The sequence below is a fragment of the Deinococcus maricopensis DSM 21211 genome, assembly GCF_000186385.1.
Lineage (GTDB): Bacteria > Deinococcota > Deinococci > Deinococcales > Deinococcaceae > Deinococcus_B > Deinococcus_B maricopensis.
Genome location: NC_014958.1, coordinates 755,813 through 771,671, shown reverse-complemented (window position 1 = coordinate 771,671; position 15,859 = coordinate 755,813). Strand labels below are relative to the sequence as shown.

The following is a 15,859-nucleotide window of genomic DNA, read 5'->3' as shown; positions in this document are numbered from 1 at the left end:
GCATGGATAGCGACCGCATCAGCGGCCCACGGCGAAGGTCCGCGTCCCCTTTGATCGGCGGTGCCCATCTTCCCTCCCTGAGGGCAACGAGCTCTTCCTCATTGCGCTGCACCAGCCGGAGGAAGGCGTCGTCGGTTGTCGTGACGGACTGCTCCCTCTACAGGTCGCCGCGGGCGTCGTGCTTCACGCGGAGGTACACCCCGGGGGACGGGTTCTCCCAGCCTCCGGCCGCCGGGTCCTGGTCCTGCTCCCTCGGGCACGGTCACCGTACCGGAGGTGGGCGGCGCTTCTGGGAGCGAGGGTGCGGCGTCGGCCTCTTCGGGGCCTGCCCGGACGGTGTTCCGCTGGACGTGCGCTCGTGGGGTGGTGGGCGGCATGAGTGACGCGGTGCGTGACCCCCGCCGGACATGGACGGAAGGTTACAGTGGGCGGCATGACCAATGCATTGTCGTTCGAGCAGAAGCTCGAGAATTACGCGCGTCTGCTCGTTCGGGTGGGCGTGAACCTGCAGCCGGGCGGGAAGCTGCACCTGAGCGCGCCGGTGGGCGCGGTGGAACTCGCGCGGCTCATCACGCGCGAGGCGTACCGTGCGGGCGCCGCCGAGGTGGACGTGCGGTACGTGGACGAGCACCTGGACCGCAGCCGCCTGACGGACGGGCAGGACGGCGCGGTCGCGTTCGTGCCGGAGTGGTTCGCGGAGGAGCGCCTGCACAAGATCGCGGATGGGTACGCGTTCCTGACGTTGACCGGTAACGACCCGGACCTGCTGGGCGGCGTGAACGCGGAGCGGATCGGGGTGCGTTCGAAGGCGCTGGCCATCGCGAGCCGCCCGGTGGGCCAGAAGATGAGCGCGTTCGCGGTGAACTGGAGCATTGGCGCGATGCCGGTGGCGAGCTGGGCGCGCAAGGTCTTCCCGGGCGTGCCGGACGGTGAGGCCGTGGCGCGGTTGTGGGACGCGATCTTCACGGTGAGCCGCGCGGACGAGGCGGACCCGGTGGCCGCGTGGGACGCGCACCTGAAGCAGCTGGCGCGCGTGCGCGATCACCTGAACGGGCGGCGGTACGCGGCGCTGCAGTTCACGGGGCCGGGCACGGACCTGACGGTGGGCCTCGCGGACGGGCACGTGTGGGCGGGGGGGGCGTGGGCGGCGCAGAACGGCGTCGTGGGCGTGCCGAACCTGCCGACGGACGAGGTGTTCACGGCGCCGCACCGGGACCGCGTGGACGGCGTGGCGACGGCGACGAAGCCGCTGATCGCGCGGGGCACGACCATCAGTGGGATTCGCGTGCGGTTCGAGGGGGGGCGCGTCGTGGAGGCCACGAGCGATACGGGGCAGGACGTCCTGACGGCGCTGCTGGACACGGATGAGGGCGCGCGGCACCTGGGTGAGGTGGCGCTCGTGCCGGCGTCGGCGCCGGTGGCGCGCACCGGGCACTTGTACTACGACACGCTGTTCGACGAGAACGCCGCCATTCACCTCGCGTTGGGCCGCGCGTACGATTTCAACTTCGAGCGCGGGAAGGTCCGCGCGGAGGACGGCGGGAACGACAGCCTGATTCACGTGGACTGGATGATCGGCAGCGCGCAGGTGGATGTGGATGGCGTGCGCGCCGACGGTGAGCGCGAGCCGGTGATGCGCGGCGGCGAGTGGGCCTTCTGAGGCTCTGACGCGAGCGGACGGGGCGCAGGCCCCGTCCGCTTTGCTGTGGTTTTCAGTGGGTCTACAGCTGGTACTGCTGCGCGAGCGTCTGGTAGTCGTGGACCTGGGCGGCCTGCCACTGCGCGTCGCGGCCAAGTTCCTCGGCGAGGATCGCGGCGACTTTGGGGGCGGCTTCGCTGCTGGCGCGAGCGTTCAGGAGGATGGCGCGGGTGCGGCGTGAGAGGACGTCCTCGACGGTGCGGGCCTGTTCCTTGCGGGCGGCCCAGCGGACTTCCGCTTCGGTGTATGGGAGGTCCGGGTGCAGGGGGGTGGTGGCGCCGGGCAGGGCCTGCACGTGGGGGGCGTCGGTGCCGTAGACCTTCCAGTGGTCGGGGCGGTCGTCTTCGCTCCAGCCGTGGAGGTGCAGGGCGGGCGTGACGGTGAGGCGTTCGGGCAGTTCGGCGATGCGGGCGGCGCGGTCCACGGCGTCTTCGCCCATGCGGCGGTAGGTGGTCCATTTGCCGCCGGTGAGCGTGACGAGGCCGCTGTCGCTGATGCGGATGACGTGGTCGCGGCTGAGTTGCGCGGTGCTGCCGGCGCCGTCGGTGGTTTCGGCCTTCACGAGGGGGCGCAGGCCGACGTAGACGCTGCGGACGTCGTCGCGGGTGGGGGCGGGGTCCATGTAGCGTCCGGCGGTGCGGAGGATGAACTCGATTTCTTCGGGGAGGGGTTTGGGTTCGAGGCTGGCTTCGGGGACGGGGGTGTCGGTGGTGCCGATGACGACGTGGTCGTGCCAGGGCACGGCGAACAGGACGCGGCCGTCGTCGGTGCGGGGGATCATGATGGCGCTGTCGCCGGGCAGGAATTTGCGGTCCACGACGACGTGCACGCCCTGGCTGGGGCTGAGCATGTCGGGCGTTTCGGGGTTGTCCATGCGGCGGATGGCGTCGACGAACACGCCGGTGGCGTTGATGACGGCGCGCGCGCGGACTTCGTGTTCTTGGCCGGTTTCGGCGTCGCGCAGGCGGGCGCCGACGACTTTGCCGTTGTCCTTGATGAGGCCGGTGACGGGGGCGTGGTTGAGGGCGACGCCGCCGTGGTCCTCGAAGGTGCGCAGCAGGGTGATGGCGAGGCGGGCGTCGTCGAATTGTCCGTCGAAGTAGAGGATGCCGCCGCGCAGGCCTTCGCGTTGGAGGGTGGGGGTGCGGGCGAGGGCGGCGTCGCGGTCGAGGAGTTTGCTGTGGCCGAGGTTGAGTTTGCCGGCGAGGACGTCGTAGAGCTTGAGGCCGATGCCGTAGAAGGGGCCGGCCCACCAGTCGTAGGCGGGGACGACGAAGCCGAGGTCGCGGACGAGGTGGGGGGCGTTGCGGCGCAGCAGGCCGCGTTCGCGCAGGGCTTCGCGCACCAGGCTGACGTTGCCCTGCGCGAGGTAGCGGACGCCGCCGTGCACGAGTTTGGTGCTGCGGCTGCTGGTGCCTTTGGCGTAATCAAACGCTTCGACGAGCAGGGTCTTGTAGCCGCGGGTGGCGGCTTCGACGGCGGCGCCGAGGCCGCTGGCGCCGCCGCCGATGACGAGGACGTCCCAGGGTTCGTGGGCGTTGAGGGCGTTGAGGGTGGTGGTGCGGGGGTCGGTGGTCATGGGTGGCTCCTTAGGTGAGGACGAAACCTTCTGCACAAATGATCATATTTGATGAACAGATGTTCATACTGTAAGCGTGGGAAAGGGGCGACCGGCAGCCCGGACCGCCCCTCCGCCACAGCGTCCGGGGTGGCGTTACAGCTCGCGGTCCCAGTCGCGCGCGCGCTCCACCGCGCGGCGCCACTTCGCCATGCGCGCGCTGCGCTCGTCCGCAGTCATCTGCGGCTCGAAGCACCGGTCCTCCGCCCACTGCGTCGTGATCTCCTCGGTGCTGCTCCAGTACCCCACCGCCAGGCCCGCCAGGTACGCCGCGCCCAGCGCCGTCGTCTCCGTGACCTTCGGCCGCACGACCTGCACGCCCAGCACGTCCGCTTGGAACTGCATCAGCGTGTTGTTGGTGCTGGCGCCGCCGTCCACGCGCAGTTCCTTCAGGGCCGCGCCGGAATCGTGCTCCATGGCCTGCAGCACCTCCGCCGACTGGTACGCGATGGCTTCCAGCGCCGCGCGCGCGATGTGCGCGGCGGTCGTGCCGCGCGTCAGGCCCACCATGGTGCCGCGCGCGTAGCTGTCCCAGTACGGCGCGCCCAGCCCCACGAACGCCGGCACCAGGAACACGCCCTCGCTGCTCGCCACGCTGCTGGCGAGCGCTTCGACCTCGCTGCTGCTGCGGATGATCTTCAGGCCGTCGCGCAGCCACTGCACCACCGCGCCCGCCACGAACACGCTGCCTTCCAGCGCGTACGTGCGCTCGCCGCCCAGCTGCCACGCGACGGTGGTCAGCAGCTTGTTCTGGCTCGGCACGGCCTCCCCGGCGGTGTTCATCAGCATGAAGCAGCCGGTGCCGTAGGTGTTTTTCGCCATGCCGCGCTCCAGGCACGCCTGCCCGAACGTCGCGGCCTGCTGGTCCCCGGCAATCCCGGCGACCTTGATGCGCGTGCCGAACAGCCCTTCGGCGGTCTCGCCGTACACCTCGCTGCTGCCGCGCACCTCCGGCAGGACCTCGCGGGGCACGTCCAGCAGGCGCAGCAGGTCGTCGTCCCAGTCGCCGGTGTGGATGTTGTAGAGCAGCGTGCGGCTGGCGTTGGTGGCGTCCGTGATGTGCAGGTGTCCGCCGGTGAGGTTGAACACCAGCCAGGAGTCCACCGTGCCGAACGCGAGTTCGCCGCGCGCGGCGCGTTCACGCGCGCCGTCCACGTGGTCGAGGATCCACTTGAGTTTGGTGCCGCTGAAGTACGCGTCGATCAGCAGGCCGGTCTTCTCGCGGATGGTCTGCTCGTGTCCGGCGTCGCGCAGCTCGTCGCAGTACGCGGCGGTGCGGCGGTCCTGCCACACGATGGCGTGGTGGATGGGCTGGCCAGTCTTGCGGTCCCACACGACGACCGTTTCGCGCTGGTTGGTGATGCCGATGCCGGCGACGTTGCTGGCGCGCAGGCCCGCTTTGGCGAGCGCTTCCTGCGCCACGCCGATCTGGGTGCTCCAGATTTCGGTGGCGTCGTGCTCCACCCAGCCGGGCTGCGGGAAGATCTGACGGAATTCCTTCTGCGCGGTCGCGCGGATGTTCCCGGTGCGGTCGAAGACGATGGCGCGGCTGCTGGTGGTGCCCTGGTCGAGGGCGAGGATGAACTGTTCCTGGCTGAGCTGGCTCATGCGGTGGGTCCTTTCGGCGTTAGCGGGTTTCGAGGTTGTACGCGGGGTCGACGCCCTGTTCGCCCTGCGCGGCGAGGTGCGCGCGATTCAGGGTGCGGCCGATGCCGAGGTCGTACACGAACGCGCCGATGACGGCGCCCACGATGGGGCCGAGGACAGGCACGAGCCAGACGCCATTCTGGAAGCCGGTGTTCTGGAAGCCGGCGAGGGCGGAGAACAGGCGCGGGCCGAGGTCGCGGGCGGGGTTGATGGCGTAGCCGTGCATGCCGCCGAAGCTCATGCCGATGGCCATCACGAGGAACGCGACAGCGAGGCCGCCCCAGTTCGCGCCGAGCGGGTTGTTGAGCTTGTCGCCGATGGCGAGGATCAGGGCCATGAGCAGCGCGGTGCCGACCACCTGGTCAATGAAGCCGGGCCAGAAGCCGGGCACGGCCGGGAAGGTGCTGAAGACGCCGGCGGTGCTGGCGAGGCCGGGGTCGAACTGGATCCATTTGGCGTGGTACACGGCGAACACGATGGCCGCGCCGATGAACGCGCCGATGAGTTGCGCGGCGATGTAGTGCGCGACTTTGCGCCAGGGGAAGCGGCCGGTGGCGGCGAGGCCGATGGTGACGGCGGGGTTGAGGTGGGCGCCGCTGATGGTGCCGCTGATGAAGATGCCCATGAGCACGGCGAAGCCCCACCCGAGGGTGATGTTGGTGTAGCCGCCGTTCACGATCTGTCCGGGGATCGTGGGGTTGGTGTTGGCGAAGAGGACCACCATGGCGACGACGCCGCATCCGAACAGGATGAGGACCATCGTGCCGAGCAGTTCGGCCATGAACTCCTGCGTGCGTGTGAATGTCATACGTTCCTCCCTTGCCTCGCATGAGCGTTCACGCGAAGCGCGAGCCGGGGCCCGCGACCTGAAGTGTGCTGTTCAGGGCAATCTTCGGCCCATATTGAACGATTTGTCAAGCATGATGAACAAGTGTTCAAATCCGGGCGTGTCCGTCTAGGCCGGTGCGCTACCCTGAACGCACCGTCATGACCGCCGCCTCCAACACCAACGCGCTGGCCGTGCAGGTCGCGCGCCTGTACTACTACCAGGGCCTTACCACCGACGCCATCGCCCAGGAACTCGGCCTGTCGCGCCCCAAGGTGTCCCGGCTGCTCACCCACGCCCGCCGCGCCGGCCTCGTCGAGATCCGCATCCATGACCCCAGCGCCCACCCGCAGGCGCTCGAAGGCGACCTGCGCAGCGCGTACCCGTTCCTCACCCCGCACGTCGTCAGCGTCCCCCCCGGCAGCACCGAGGACGTCTGGCTGGAACGCGTCGCGCAGCACACCGCGCAGGTCCTCAGCAACACCCTGCGCCCCCGCCACGTCGTCGGCCTCGCGTGGGGCAATACCCTCGCCGCCGTCAGCCGCGCCCTCACGCCCCGCAGCGTCCCCGACCTCACGTTCGTGCAGCTTAACGGCAGCGCCAGCCCCCTCGACCTGATGAACGGCTTCGTCACCGACACACTGCAGCGCCTCGCCCGCAACTACGACGCGCGCGCGTACCTCTTCCCCGTGCCGACCTTCTTCGACGACCCGCACACCAAGGCCGCCATGTGGCGCGAACGCAGCGTCCAGCATGTGCTGGAACTACAGGACCGCGCGGACGTGCTGCTCTACTCGGTCGGCAGCACCAACGCGCGCACCCCCAGCCACGTGTACGCGGGCGCGTACCTCGACCCGGCGGACCTGGAGGCGCTGCAGCGTGACGGCGTGGTGGGCGACATCGCCACGGTGTTCTTCCGCGCGGACGGCACGCACGCGAACGTCCCCATGAACGCCCGCGCGAGCGGCCCGGACCTGACCCTCATGACGCGCGTGCCGCACGCCATCTGCGTCGTGAGCGGCCTCGGGAAGGTCGAGGCGCTGCGCGCGGCGCTGCGGGGCCGCCTGATGAACACCCTCGTGGTGGACGAACCCACCGCCCGCGCCCTCCTGCAGGAGGCATAAAAAAAGCCGCCTTCTTCGGCGGTGATAAAAATAGTTTAGCCCGGTATGCAGCCCACGTCAAGTCTATGCGCCGGGTGCACGGGCCACGGCGCGCGTCTCAGGGCGTGGCCCTAGGCCGCGTATCCGTGGTCGGGGCCCCCGGGTGCCCCCGCGTCTACTTCCGCGCGACGACGGGGCGAAAGGTGCCGGCCAGTTCACCCAGGGAAACCAGCCGCAGGCGGCGCGCATTCATGCGCTGCAGGAACTCCGGGAGGATACGGAGGGCGGCGGGCGCGTTGTCGTGCAGCAGAGCGATACCGTCGCCGCGCAGGCGATCCAGGCGCCCGAGCAGGACGGTGTCGCCGTGGTTCGCGAAGTCCGCCGGGTCGTTCGTCCAGAACGCCGTGACGAGCCCGGCGTCGCGCGCGGCGTCCAGCACCTGCGGCGTGAAGCGCCCGCCGGGCGGGCGGAAGTACCGCACGGGGCGGCCCGTGATGCCCTGCAGCACGGCGTTCGTGCGCAGAAGTTCCTCGCGGACCTGCGCGGCGGGCAGGTCCGGCAGGCGCACGTGGTGGTACGTGTGGTTCGCGACCTCGTGGCCCTGCGCGACCATGTCGCGCACGAAGTACGGGTACGCCTCGGCGTTCCGGCCGATGCAGAAGAACGTCGCGCGCACGCCCGCGCGCCGCAGGGCGTCCAGCACGAGCGGCGCGTACAGCGGGTGCGGCGCGTCATCGAACGTGAGCGCCGCGAGAGGCTGGCCGGTGTTGCCCCAGTAGATCAGGCCGTCGCGGTCCCCGCCGAGCAGGCGCGCCGCGAAGCGGTTCGCGCCGTACGCCGCGAGCGCGCGGGTGCGGGTGGCCAGCGCCTCGGGCGGGCGCGGGCGGGCGGGCCAGACCGACCCGCCGGGCGCGTCCGGGCGGGGGTTCGTCCAGGCGCGCTCGTACGGCCCGGCGTTCGTGGCGTACCGCGCGAAGTCCTGCAGGCGCGCGCGCGGGACGCTCGCGGTGAACAGCGGCAGCGGGCCGCCCGGGCCGGCGTAGGTGCTGCGGTGGTACACGCTGACGTCCACCTCGCTCAGGGTGGGGAGGGCCTGGAGGGCGCGGCGTGCGGTTTCGGCGGCGAGGGTGCGGGCGCGGGCCTGCTCGTCGGGCTGGAGCAGCAGCAGGGCGTGCGCGACGGTGAGGTGGCCGTTGCTGGCGTACTCGATGTGCGCGACCTGCGGGATGGGCGGCGTGAGGTGCAGTTGCGGCAGGGCCGTTTCGGCGCGGGTGCCGGGCGCGACGGGTTGCACCTGCCCAGGCGTGGTGGGGACGGCGGGGGCGGCGGGGGCCGTCAGCATCAGCAGGGTCAGGGCGAAGGTGCGAAACTTCACAGGATCTTCATTGTGGCAAGTTCTGTGGCGACGCGGCGCGAATGTGCAGACCAGCACCGGTGACCGCTGCCCAGGCAGCTTCCCCGCAACCCAAAAGGGCGGCCCACTGCCGGGGCCGCCCTGCTCGTGGGGTGCTCAGATCGTGGGGCGGGTCATTTCGATGGGCTTGACCCAGTCGGCGAACTGCTCCTCGGTGACGTACCCGAGCGCCAGGGCCGCGTCCTTGAGGCTGGTGCCTTCCTTATGGGCCTTCTTGGCGATGGCGGCCGCCTTGTCGTAGCCGATGTGGCGGTTCAGGGCGGTCACCTGCATCAGGTTGATGTCGAGGTTGTGCTGGATGCGCTCGAGGTTCGGTTCGATGCCGACGGCGCAGTTGTCGTTGAAGGCGAGGCTGGCGTCCGCGATGAGGCGGATGCTTTCCAGCACGGCGTGCACCATCACGGGCTTGAAGACGTTGAGCTGGAAGTTCCCCTGGCTGCCCGCGAACGCGACGGTGGCGTCATTGCCGAACACGCGCGTGGCCACCATGGTGAGCGCCTCGCTCTGGGTGGGGTTGACCTTGCCGGGCATGATGCTGCTGCCGGGTTCGTTCTCGGGAATGGTGATCTCGCCGATGCCGTTGCGGGGGCCGGACGCGAGCCAGCGCACGTCGTTCGCCATTTTCATGAGGGCGCCCGCGAGGGTGCGCAGCGCGGCGCTGGTCTGCACGAGCGCGTCGTGCGCGCTGAGCGCGGCGAACTTGTCGTCGGCGCTGACGAACGGGAAGCCGGTTTCCTCGCTGTATTTCTTCGCGGCGAGGTCGCCGAACTGCGGGTGCGCGTTCAGGCCGGTGCCGACGGCGGTGCCGCCGATGGCGAGCTGGTACAGGCCTTTTTCGGCGTGGCGGACTTCCGCGAGGGCGTAGTCGAGTTGCGCGACCCAGCCGCCGATTTCCTGCCCGAGCGTGATGGGCGTGGCGTCCTGCAGGTGCGTGCGGCCGACCTTCACGAGGCCCTTGTGCTGCTCGGCCTTGGCGGCGAGGGTGTCGCGGAGCTTGGCGACGGCGCCGTACAGGCGTTCGTTGAGTTCCAGCACGACGGCAATGTGCATGGCGGTCGGGAAGGTGTCGTTGCTGCTCTGGCCGCGGTTCACGTGGTCGTTGGGGTGGACGGGTTTCTTGCTGCCCATCTCGCCGCCGGCGATTTCAATGGCGCGGTTGCTGATGACCTCGTTGGCGTTCATGTTGCTCTGGGTGCCGCTGCCGGTCTGGAAGACCACGAGGGGGAAGTGGTCGTCGAGGTTGCCGGCGATGACCTCGTCGGCGGCCTGGACGATCAGGTCGGCGATGTTGCCGGGGAGTTCGCCGAGGTCCGCGTTGGCCTGCGCGGCGCCTTTTTTGAGGATGCCGAGCGCGCGGATGACCGGGCGGCCCCACACGAACGTGTCGCGGCCGATGGGGAAGTTCTGGATGCTGCGCTGCGTCTGCGCGCCCCAGTAGCGGCTGGATTCGACGTCCAGCTGGCCCATGGTGTCGGATTCGATGCGGGTGTTCGTCATGACGCGAGTGTAACGCGGGGCGCTCGTTACGCTGCGGGGAACAGCGGTGCGTTGCCGAGCGGCGACCCGCCACCGTATTATTCCGACCGTTGCGCTCGGATTAAGGCCGGGCGCCTTCCCCCCAGAAAGCAGGTTCCGCATGAAACGACTCCTCCCGCTGCTCCTGACCGCCGCGCTCGGCACCGCCGCCGCGCAGGACACCTCCTGCACCGGCCGCACCGTGAAACACGCCATGGGCACCACCTGCGTGCCCAACAGCCCGAAACGCGTCATCGTCCTCGACACCGGCGAACTCGACAGCGTCCTCGCGCTCGGCGTGAAACCCGTCGGTGCCGTCACGGCGCTCGGCAGCGGCTTCCCCACCTACCTCAAGGGGCGCACCGACGGCGTCGCCGACGTCGGCACCATCCAGCAGCCCAGCCTGGAACGCATCCTGGCGCTCAAACCAGACCTGATTCTCAGCAGCAAACTCCGGCACGGGAACCTGTACGCGCAGCTCAGCCGCATCGCGCCGACCGTCATGGCCGAAACGGTCGGGGTCGTCTGGAAGGACAACCTCAAACTCGACGCCCGCGCGCTCGGCCGCGAAGCGCAGGCGAACAAACTCCTCTCGACCTACTACGCGCGCCTCAAGAAACTGCAGGTCCGCGTGGACCGCAAACGCACCACCATCAGCGTCCTGCGCTTCGTGCCCGGGCAGGTGCGCCTGATGCAGCGTGCGAACTTCATCGGCACCATCCTTGACGACGCCGGCCTGCTGCGCCCCGCCACGCAGCGCAAGGACACCTTCTCGGACGTTATCAGCGCCGAGGGCCTGCCCGCCGCGGACGGCAGCGTGCTGTTCTACAGCACCTACGGTCCCGCCGACGCCACCGACCAGCGCGCGTTCCTGAGCAGTCCCCTGTGGGCGCGCCTCAACGCCGTGCGGAACAAGCGGGCCTTCGCGGTGAACGACGACCACTGGTTCCTGGGCATCGGCATTCTCGCCGCGAACCGCGTCCTCGACGACCTCGAACAGTACCTCGGGAATTGAGGCGCCCTGAACGCCCCGCTCCCTGGGCGGGGGCGTTTGCCGCGTCACGGTCCGCGCGGGTGTCCGCGTGACACAATTCGGGACATGTTCGATGTGGCGATTATCGGAGCGGGCCCGGTGGGGCTCGCAGCGGCCATCGCGTGCAAACGCGCGGGCCTCAGTTACGTGGTGCTGGAAAAAGGCTGCGTCGTGAACGCAATCTTCGATTACCCGACGTACATGTCGTTCTTCACGACCGCGCCGGAACTGGAAATCGGCGGGCACCCCATGGTCACCGGGCACGACAAGCCCGACCGCAAGGACGCCCTGATGTACTACCGCCTCGTCGCGGACCGCGAGGCCCTCAACATCGAGCAGTACACCGAGGTGACGCGCGTGCACGCCGCCCCGGCGGGCTTCACGGTGGAAGCCGAGCGGCGCGACGGGACGCCCGGCACGTTCGAGGCGCGGCGCGTGATCGTCGCCACCGGGTACTACGACAACCCGGTGCAGCTCGGCATTCCCGGTGAGGACGCCGAGAACGTCTCACACTACTACACCGAGGCGCACCCGTTCTGGAAACTGAACGTCACGGTGCTCGGCGCGGGCAACAGCGCCGCGGACGCCGCCCTCGACCTGTGGCGCGGCGGCGCGAACGTCACCATGATCGTCCGCGCACCCGAACTCAAGAGCACCATCAAGTACTGGGTGCGCCCGGACCTTGAGAACCGCATCCGGGAGGGCAGCATCCAGGCGCACTTCAACTCGCGCGTCACGGAAATCCGCGAGGACAGCGTCATCGTGGACGGCCCGGACGGCGCGTGGGAACTGCCAACGCACTTCACGTTCGCGCTCACCGGGTACCGCCCGGACCTGTCGTTCCTGGAGGGCCTGGGCCTCGCGCAGCACGAGGACGAATGTCTGGTCCTGAACGAGCACTTCGAGAGCAGCGTGCCGGGGCTGTTCGTGGCGGGCAGCGCGGGCTTCGCGGGGCGCACGAACCAGGTGTTCATCGAGAACGGCCGGCACCACGCGGTCGTGGCCGTTGAGGAGATCGTGCGGCAGCTGGCGAGCGGGACGCTGCTGGCCCGCTGAGGACCAGCCACGCGTGTGGCGATTTCGACATACGCCTTTCGGGGGATGCCGCGCGGCGCCCCCGCACGTACCCTGAAGGCCGGTAAAGCGTCCACTCCGGAACGCATCGACAACCCGCCCAGGCGGGGTTCTCGGACGCCGAGCCGCACGCGCACGCTGGCGCCCCCTCATCCGAGGGGGCGCCGCGCTGTATGGCCCGGGCGGGCCACGCGCCGCTCAGGTGCGCGCGTTACCCTGAAGCATGGTGCGCTTCTCCCTTCTGCTTGCCGTGACGCTCGTGGCGCTCAGCGCCTGCACCCCCAAGAAAGGCGACCAGGCAGACGCGGGGGCCAGCAGCGCCGGCACCCGCACGAAGCCGGACCGCCCGTCGGGGACGCTCACCCTGCGCTTCCTGGATGTCGGGCAGGGTGACGCCGTGCTCGTCACGACCAGCGACGGCAAGACGATGCTGTACGACGGGGGGCGCAGCACCACGCGCATGCGCGCGCACCTGCAGGCGTTCGGGGTGCATCAGGTGGACCTGATGGTCGCGTCGCACGCGGACTTCGACCACATCGCGGGCCTGGAAGCCGTCGCGAAGGACGCGAAAGTGCGCTACTTCGTGAACAGCGGCCTGGCGGGCACCACCGACACGTGGCGGCGCCTCGTGGACGCCCTGCAAGCGCAGAAGACGACGTTCGTGAAGGCGTCCGCGCGGACGTTCACGCTGGGCGACGCGACCGTGCAGATCCTGCCGCCGCCCGCCGGGATGCCGGACGACCAGAACCTGAATTCGGTGGGGGTGCTGGTGAAGTTCGGGGCGTTCCGCGCGCTGATGACCGGCGACAGCGAAACGGCCGAGACGAAAGCGTGGCTGGCCGCGGGCGCACTGGACGGCCTGGGCCCCGTGAACGTGTACAAGAGTATCCACCACGGCGCCGCGAACGGCGACAACGCCGCGTGGCTCGCGGCAGTGCAGCCCCAGAACGTCGTGATCGGCGTCGGGAAGAACAACTACGGGCACCCGACGCGCACCGCCCTGAACCTGTACAAGAGCGTGGGCGCGAAGGTGTACCGCACGGACCGCAACGGCACGGTGACCGTGACCGTGCAGGCGGACGGGTCGTTCGAGCTTCAGCCGGAACGGCCCTGATGGATGCACCCGGTCGTGGGCTTTCGGGCCGGCGAGCTGCGGCCCGCGGCGTAGGGGGTTACTGCGGGTCGTCGGGGGGGGCGTTGTCGGTCGTGCCGAGGCTGACGGTGAGGGCCTGCAGCGCGACGCGCAGGTCGCGCCACTGGCGGGGGCTGAGGCCGGTCATGCACGCGACCTGATGGGGGACGTCGGCGAGCGTGGCCTTGAGGGCCTCGCCAGTGGGCGTGAGGGTGATGGCGAGGGCGCGGTCGTCGTGGGGCGCGCGGGCCCGGGTGATGTACCCGCGGCCTTCGAGGCGTTTGAGCAGCGGGCTGAGGGTGCCGGCGTCGAGGGTGAGGCGGGCGCTCAGGGCCTTCAGGCTTTGCGGGCCGTGGTCCCACAGGGTGAGGAGCACGAGGTACTGCGGGTACGTGAGGTCGTGCGGGTGGAGGTAGGGGCGGTACGCGCCGATGATGGCGCGGGACGCGACGTACAGGTCGAGGCACAGCTGGTCCTCGAGGTGCTGGCTGGGGGTGTCGGACGGCAGTTTGCGGGTGGTCATGCTCGTCGTCCCTTCATTCAGTGTCCGGCGGCGAGTTCGGGCGGGCGGGCGTGTGTTAGGGAGTATGGCATGCCCAGGCTGGCAATTAGTTTGTGTGCAAAGTATTGTGTGGCCAGCCCCAACGGCTCGCCGCCCTGACCTCAGGCGCGGCGCCCACCGCCCTCACCCAACCCGTTCAAGGAGCACCTCATGGCGAACATCCACCGAAAAGCCAACGCGCAATGGACCGGCGACCTCAAGAGCGGCAGCGGCACCATCACCACCCCCAGCGGCGTCCTGCAGGCCGCACCCTACAGCTTCCGCACCCGCTTCGAGGACCAGCCCGGCACTAACCCCGAGGAACTCATCGCCGCCGCGCACGCCGGCTGCTTCACCATGGCGTTCAGCAACGTCCTCAAAACCGCCGGGTACGAACCGCGCGACCTCGCCACCGAAGCGACCCTCGGCATGAGCATGGACGGCGGCCCGAAACTCACCACCATGCACCTCGTCGTCCGCGGCAAAGCCGACGGCCTCGACCAGACGCAATTCCAGGCGCTCGCCGAACAGGCCGAGCAGGGCTGCCCCGTGTCCGGCGCGCTGCGCGGCAACCTTCAGATCACCGTCGAAGCCACCCTCGAGTAACCGCAGGAGGACCGCATGAGCGACCAGAACAACCCCCGCATCCTCACCACCCGCCAGGGCCACCCCGTCACCGACAACCAGAACAACCGCACCGTCGGCCGCCGCGGCCCCACCACCCTCGAGAACTACCACTTCCTCGAGAAGATCACGCACTTCGACCGCGAACGCATCCCCGAACGCGTCGTCCACGCCCGCGGCGCCGGCGCCCACGGGTACTTCGAAGCGTACGGCACCGTCGGCGACGAACCCGTCAGCACGTACACCCGCGCGAAACTCTTCCAGGAGAACGGCAAACGCACGCCCGTGTTCGTCCGCTTCTCCAGCGTCATCCACGGCGGCCACTCGCCCGAAACGCTCCGCGACCCGCGCGGCTTCGCCGTGAAGTTCTACACCGAAGACGGCAACTGGGACCTCGTGGGCAACAACCTCAAGGTGTTCTTCATCCGCGACGCCATGAAGTTCCCCGACATGGTGCACGCCTTCAAACCCGACCCGATCACCAACGTGCAGCACATGGGCCGCTTCTTCGACTTCGTCAGCAACACCCCCGAAGCGATGCACATGATCACCTTCCTGTTCAGCCCCTGGGGCATCCCCGCTAACTACCGCGAGATGCAGGGCAGCGGCGTGAACACCTACAAATGGGTCAACAAGGACGGCGTCGGCGTCCTCGTGAAGTACCACTGGGAACCCAAGCAGGGCATCCGCAACCTCACCCAGGCCGAAGCGGAACAGATTCAGAGCAAGAACTTCAACCACGCCACGCAGGACCTGTACCTCGCCATCGAACGCGGCGACTTCCCCGAATGGGAACTGTGCGTGCAGATCATGGAGGACGGCGAGCATCCCGAACTCGACTTCGACCCGCTCGACCCCACCAAACTCTGGCCGGAAGACCAGTTCCCGTTCCTGCCGGTCGGCCGCATGGTCCTCGACCGCAACGTCACCGACTACCACGCAGAAACCGAACAGGTCGCGTTCGGCACGGGCGTCCTCGTGGACGGCCTCGACTTCAGCGACGACAAGCTCCTGCAGGGCCGCACCTTCTCGTACAGCGACACGCAGCGCTACCGCGTGGGCAGCAACTACCTGCAGCTCCCCATCAACGCGCCCAAAACGCGCGTCGCCACCCACCAGCGCGGCGGGCAGATGGCGTACCACGTCGACCAGACCGGCACGAACCCGCACGTGAACTACGAACCGTCCTCGCTCGGCGGCCTGCACGAAGCGCAGCCGGCCGGCGTGGAACACCAGCCGGAAGTCAGCGGCCGCCTCGTGCGCCAGAAGATCGAGAAGACCAACGACTTCGGGCAGGCGGGCGAACGCTACCGCCTGTTCAGCGACTTCGAACGCGACGAGCTCATCGCGAACCTCGTGAGCGGCCTCGGCGACGCCGAACCGCACATCCAGGAACGCATGGTGTACCTGCTGTCGCAGTGCGACGCCGACTACGGCCGCCGCGTCGCCGAAGGCCTCAAGCTCGACGTGGACACCATCAAGGCCAAGCAGGAAGCGGCCGTGCAGCAGGCCGAAACGCAGGGCCACGAAGCCCAGCCGTACTGACGACGCAGGCGTCGCCGCCAATGGCGTGAGCACACGCGCAGGACTCATACAGGGCGCCGGGCACATCCGGCGCCCTCGGGTTTGCTCG

13 protein-coding genes are annotated in these 15,859 nt (G+C 69.3%); 7 read left to right on the top strand and 6 right to left on the bottom strand.

The window, feature by feature from the left end; translation table 11 throughout:
* Window positions 1-433 precede the first annotated feature (433 nt).
* Window positions 434-1,660, top strand: coding sequence for an aminopeptidase (locus DEIMA_RS03450; protein ID WP_043816424.1), 1,227 nt, complete (start codon window positions 434-436; stop codon window positions 1,658-1,660).
* A 61-nt stretch (window positions 1,661-1,721) separates the two neighbouring features.
* Here DEIMA_RS03450 and DEIMA_RS03445 read toward each other — a convergent pair whose 3' ends face one another.
* The 3 genes from DEIMA_RS03445 to DEIMA_RS03435 all read right to left on the bottom strand — a co-directional run bounded on the left by DEIMA_RS03445 (window position 1,722) and on the right by DEIMA_RS03435 (window position 5,772).
* Entirely contained in the window at window positions 1,722-3,278 is a 1,557-nt protein-coding gene (locus tag DEIMA_RS03445; RefSeq protein WP_013555839.1) for a glycerol-3-phosphate dehydrogenase/oxidase, read from the bottom strand.
* Window positions 3,279-3,413: 135 nt separating this feature from the next.
* Complete coding sequence (glpK, locus tag DEIMA_RS03440) at window positions 3,414-4,925, bottom strand: glycerol kinase GlpK (protein ID WP_013555838.1); 1,512 nt, start codon at window positions 4,923-4,925, stop codon at window positions 3,414-3,416.
* Window positions 4,926-4,944: 19 nt separating this feature from the next.
* The gene (locus DEIMA_RS03435; protein ID WP_013555837.1) at window positions 4,945-5,772 is read right to left on the bottom strand and encodes an MIP/aquaporin family protein; all 828 of its coding nucleotides are present in this window, start codon (window positions 5,770-5,772) and stop codon (window positions 4,945-4,947) included.
* 179 nt (window positions 5,773-5,951) lie between these two features.
* Between DEIMA_RS03435 and DEIMA_RS03430 the strand changes: the two genes are divergently transcribed.
* Window positions 5,952-6,914 carry a sugar-binding transcriptional regulator gene (locus DEIMA_RS03430; RefSeq protein ID WP_013555836.1) on the top strand — a complete coding sequence of 321 codons (963 nt, stop codon included), beginning with the start codon at window positions 5,952-5,954 and terminating at the stop codon, window positions 6,912-6,914.
* Between the two features lie 154 nt (window positions 6,915-7,068).
* On the opposite strand, the gene DEIMA_RS03425 is transcribed toward DEIMA_RS03430, so the two are convergent.
* The gene (locus DEIMA_RS03425) at window positions 7,069-8,268 is read right to left on the bottom strand and encodes a polysaccharide deacetylase family protein (RefSeq protein ID WP_013555835.1); all 1,200 of its coding nucleotides are present in this window, start codon (window positions 8,266-8,268) and stop codon (window positions 7,069-7,071) included.
* 135 nt (window positions 8,269-8,403) lie between these two features.
* Entirely contained in the window at window positions 8,404-9,804 is a 1,401-nt protein-coding gene (gene fumC / locus DEIMA_RS03420) for a class II fumarate hydratase (protein WP_013555834.1), read from the bottom strand.
* 139 nt (window positions 9,805-9,943) lie between these two features.
* Between fumC and DEIMA_RS03415 the strand changes: the two genes are divergently transcribed.
* The 3 genes from DEIMA_RS03415 to DEIMA_RS03405 all read left to right on the top strand — a co-directional run bounded on the left by DEIMA_RS03415 (window position 9,944) and on the right by DEIMA_RS03405 (window position 13,043).
* Window positions 9,944-10,837, top strand: coding sequence for an ABC transporter substrate-binding protein (locus DEIMA_RS03415; RefSeq protein WP_013555833.1), 894 nt, complete (start codon window positions 9,944-9,946; stop codon window positions 10,835-10,837).
* An 84-nt stretch (window positions 10,838-10,921) separates the two neighbouring features.
* Window positions 10,922-11,911 (top strand): YpdA family putative bacillithiol disulfide reductase, encoded by a 990-nt coding sequence (locus DEIMA_RS03410; RefSeq protein ID WP_013555832.1) that lies wholly within the window; start codon window positions 10,922-10,924, stop codon window positions 11,909-11,911.
* 241 nt (window positions 11,912-12,152) lie between these two features.
* Window positions 12,153-13,043, top strand: a complete 891-nt coding sequence (locus DEIMA_RS03405; RefSeq protein WP_013555831.1) for a ComEC/Rec2 family competence protein — start codon at window positions 12,153-12,155, stop codon at window positions 13,041-13,043.
* Between the two features lie 58 nt (window positions 13,044-13,101).
* Here the strand turns inward: DEIMA_RS03405 and DEIMA_RS03400 are convergent, their stop codons facing one another.
* Complete coding sequence (locus DEIMA_RS03400) at window positions 13,102-13,584, bottom strand: MarR family winged helix-turn-helix transcriptional regulator (RefSeq protein WP_013555830.1); 483 nt, start codon at window positions 13,582-13,584, stop codon at window positions 13,102-13,104.
* A 189-nt stretch (window positions 13,585-13,773) separates the two neighbouring features.
* Between DEIMA_RS03400 and DEIMA_RS03395 the strand changes: the two genes are divergently transcribed.
* Together DEIMA_RS03395 and DEIMA_RS03390 are read left to right on the top strand one after the other, a co-directional pair.
* A complete protein-coding gene (locus DEIMA_RS03395) occupies window positions 13,774-14,208 on the top strand; it encodes an OsmC family protein (RefSeq protein WP_013555829.1) in 435 nt (144 codons plus the stop codon).
* A gap of 15 nt (window positions 14,209-14,223) precedes the next feature.
* Window positions 14,224-15,771, top strand: coding sequence for a catalase (locus DEIMA_RS03390; protein ID WP_013555828.1), 1,548 nt, complete (start codon window positions 14,224-14,226; stop codon window positions 15,769-15,771).
* Window positions 15,772-15,859 lie beyond the last annotated feature (88 nt).

What these genes read in the sequence shown, in the direction of transcription:
- DEIMA_RS03450 (WP_043816424.1), top strand. Translation starts at nt 434, where the DNA reads ATGACCAATGCATTGTCGTTCGAGCAGAAGCTCGAGAATTACGCGCGT.
- DEIMA_RS03445 (WP_013555839.1), bottom strand. Translation starts at nt 3,278, where the DNA reads ATGACCACCGACCCCCGCACCACCACCCTCAACGCCCTCAACGCCCAC.
- glpK (WP_013555838.1), bottom strand. Translation starts at nt 4,925, where the DNA reads ATGAGCCAGCTCAGCCAGGAACAGTTCATCCTCGCCCTCGACCAGGGC.
- DEIMA_RS03435 (WP_013555837.1), bottom strand. Translation starts at nt 5,772, where the DNA reads ATGACATTCACACGCACGCAGGAGTTCATGGCCGAACTGCTCGGCACG.
- DEIMA_RS03430 (WP_013555836.1), top strand. Translation starts at nt 5,952, where the DNA reads ATGACCGCCGCCTCCAACACCAACGCGCTGGCCGTGCAGGTCGCGCGC.
- fumC (WP_013555834.1), bottom strand. Translation starts at nt 9,804, where the DNA reads ATGACGAACACCCGCATCGAATCCGACACCATGGGCCAGCTGGACGTC.
- DEIMA_RS03415 (WP_013555833.1), top strand. Translation starts at nt 9,944, where the DNA reads ATGAAACGACTCCTCCCGCTGCTCCTGACCGCCGCGCTCGGCACCGCC.
- DEIMA_RS03410 (WP_013555832.1), top strand. Translation starts at nt 10,922, where the DNA reads ATGTTCGATGTGGCGATTATCGGAGCGGGCCCGGTGGGGCTCGCAGCG.
- DEIMA_RS03405 (WP_013555831.1), top strand. Translation starts at nt 12,153, where the DNA reads ATGGTGCGCTTCTCCCTTCTGCTTGCCGTGACGCTCGTGGCGCTCAGC.
- DEIMA_RS03400 (WP_013555830.1), bottom strand. Translation starts at nt 13,584, where the DNA reads ATGACCACCCGCAAACTGCCGTCCGACACCCCCAGCCAGCACCTCGAG.
- DEIMA_RS03395 (WP_013555829.1), top strand. Translation starts at nt 13,774, where the DNA reads ATGGCGAACATCCACCGAAAAGCCAACGCGCAATGGACCGGCGACCTC.
- DEIMA_RS03390 (WP_013555828.1), top strand. Translation starts at nt 14,224, where the DNA reads ATGAGCGACCAGAACAACCCCCGCATCCTCACCACCCGCCAGGGCCAC.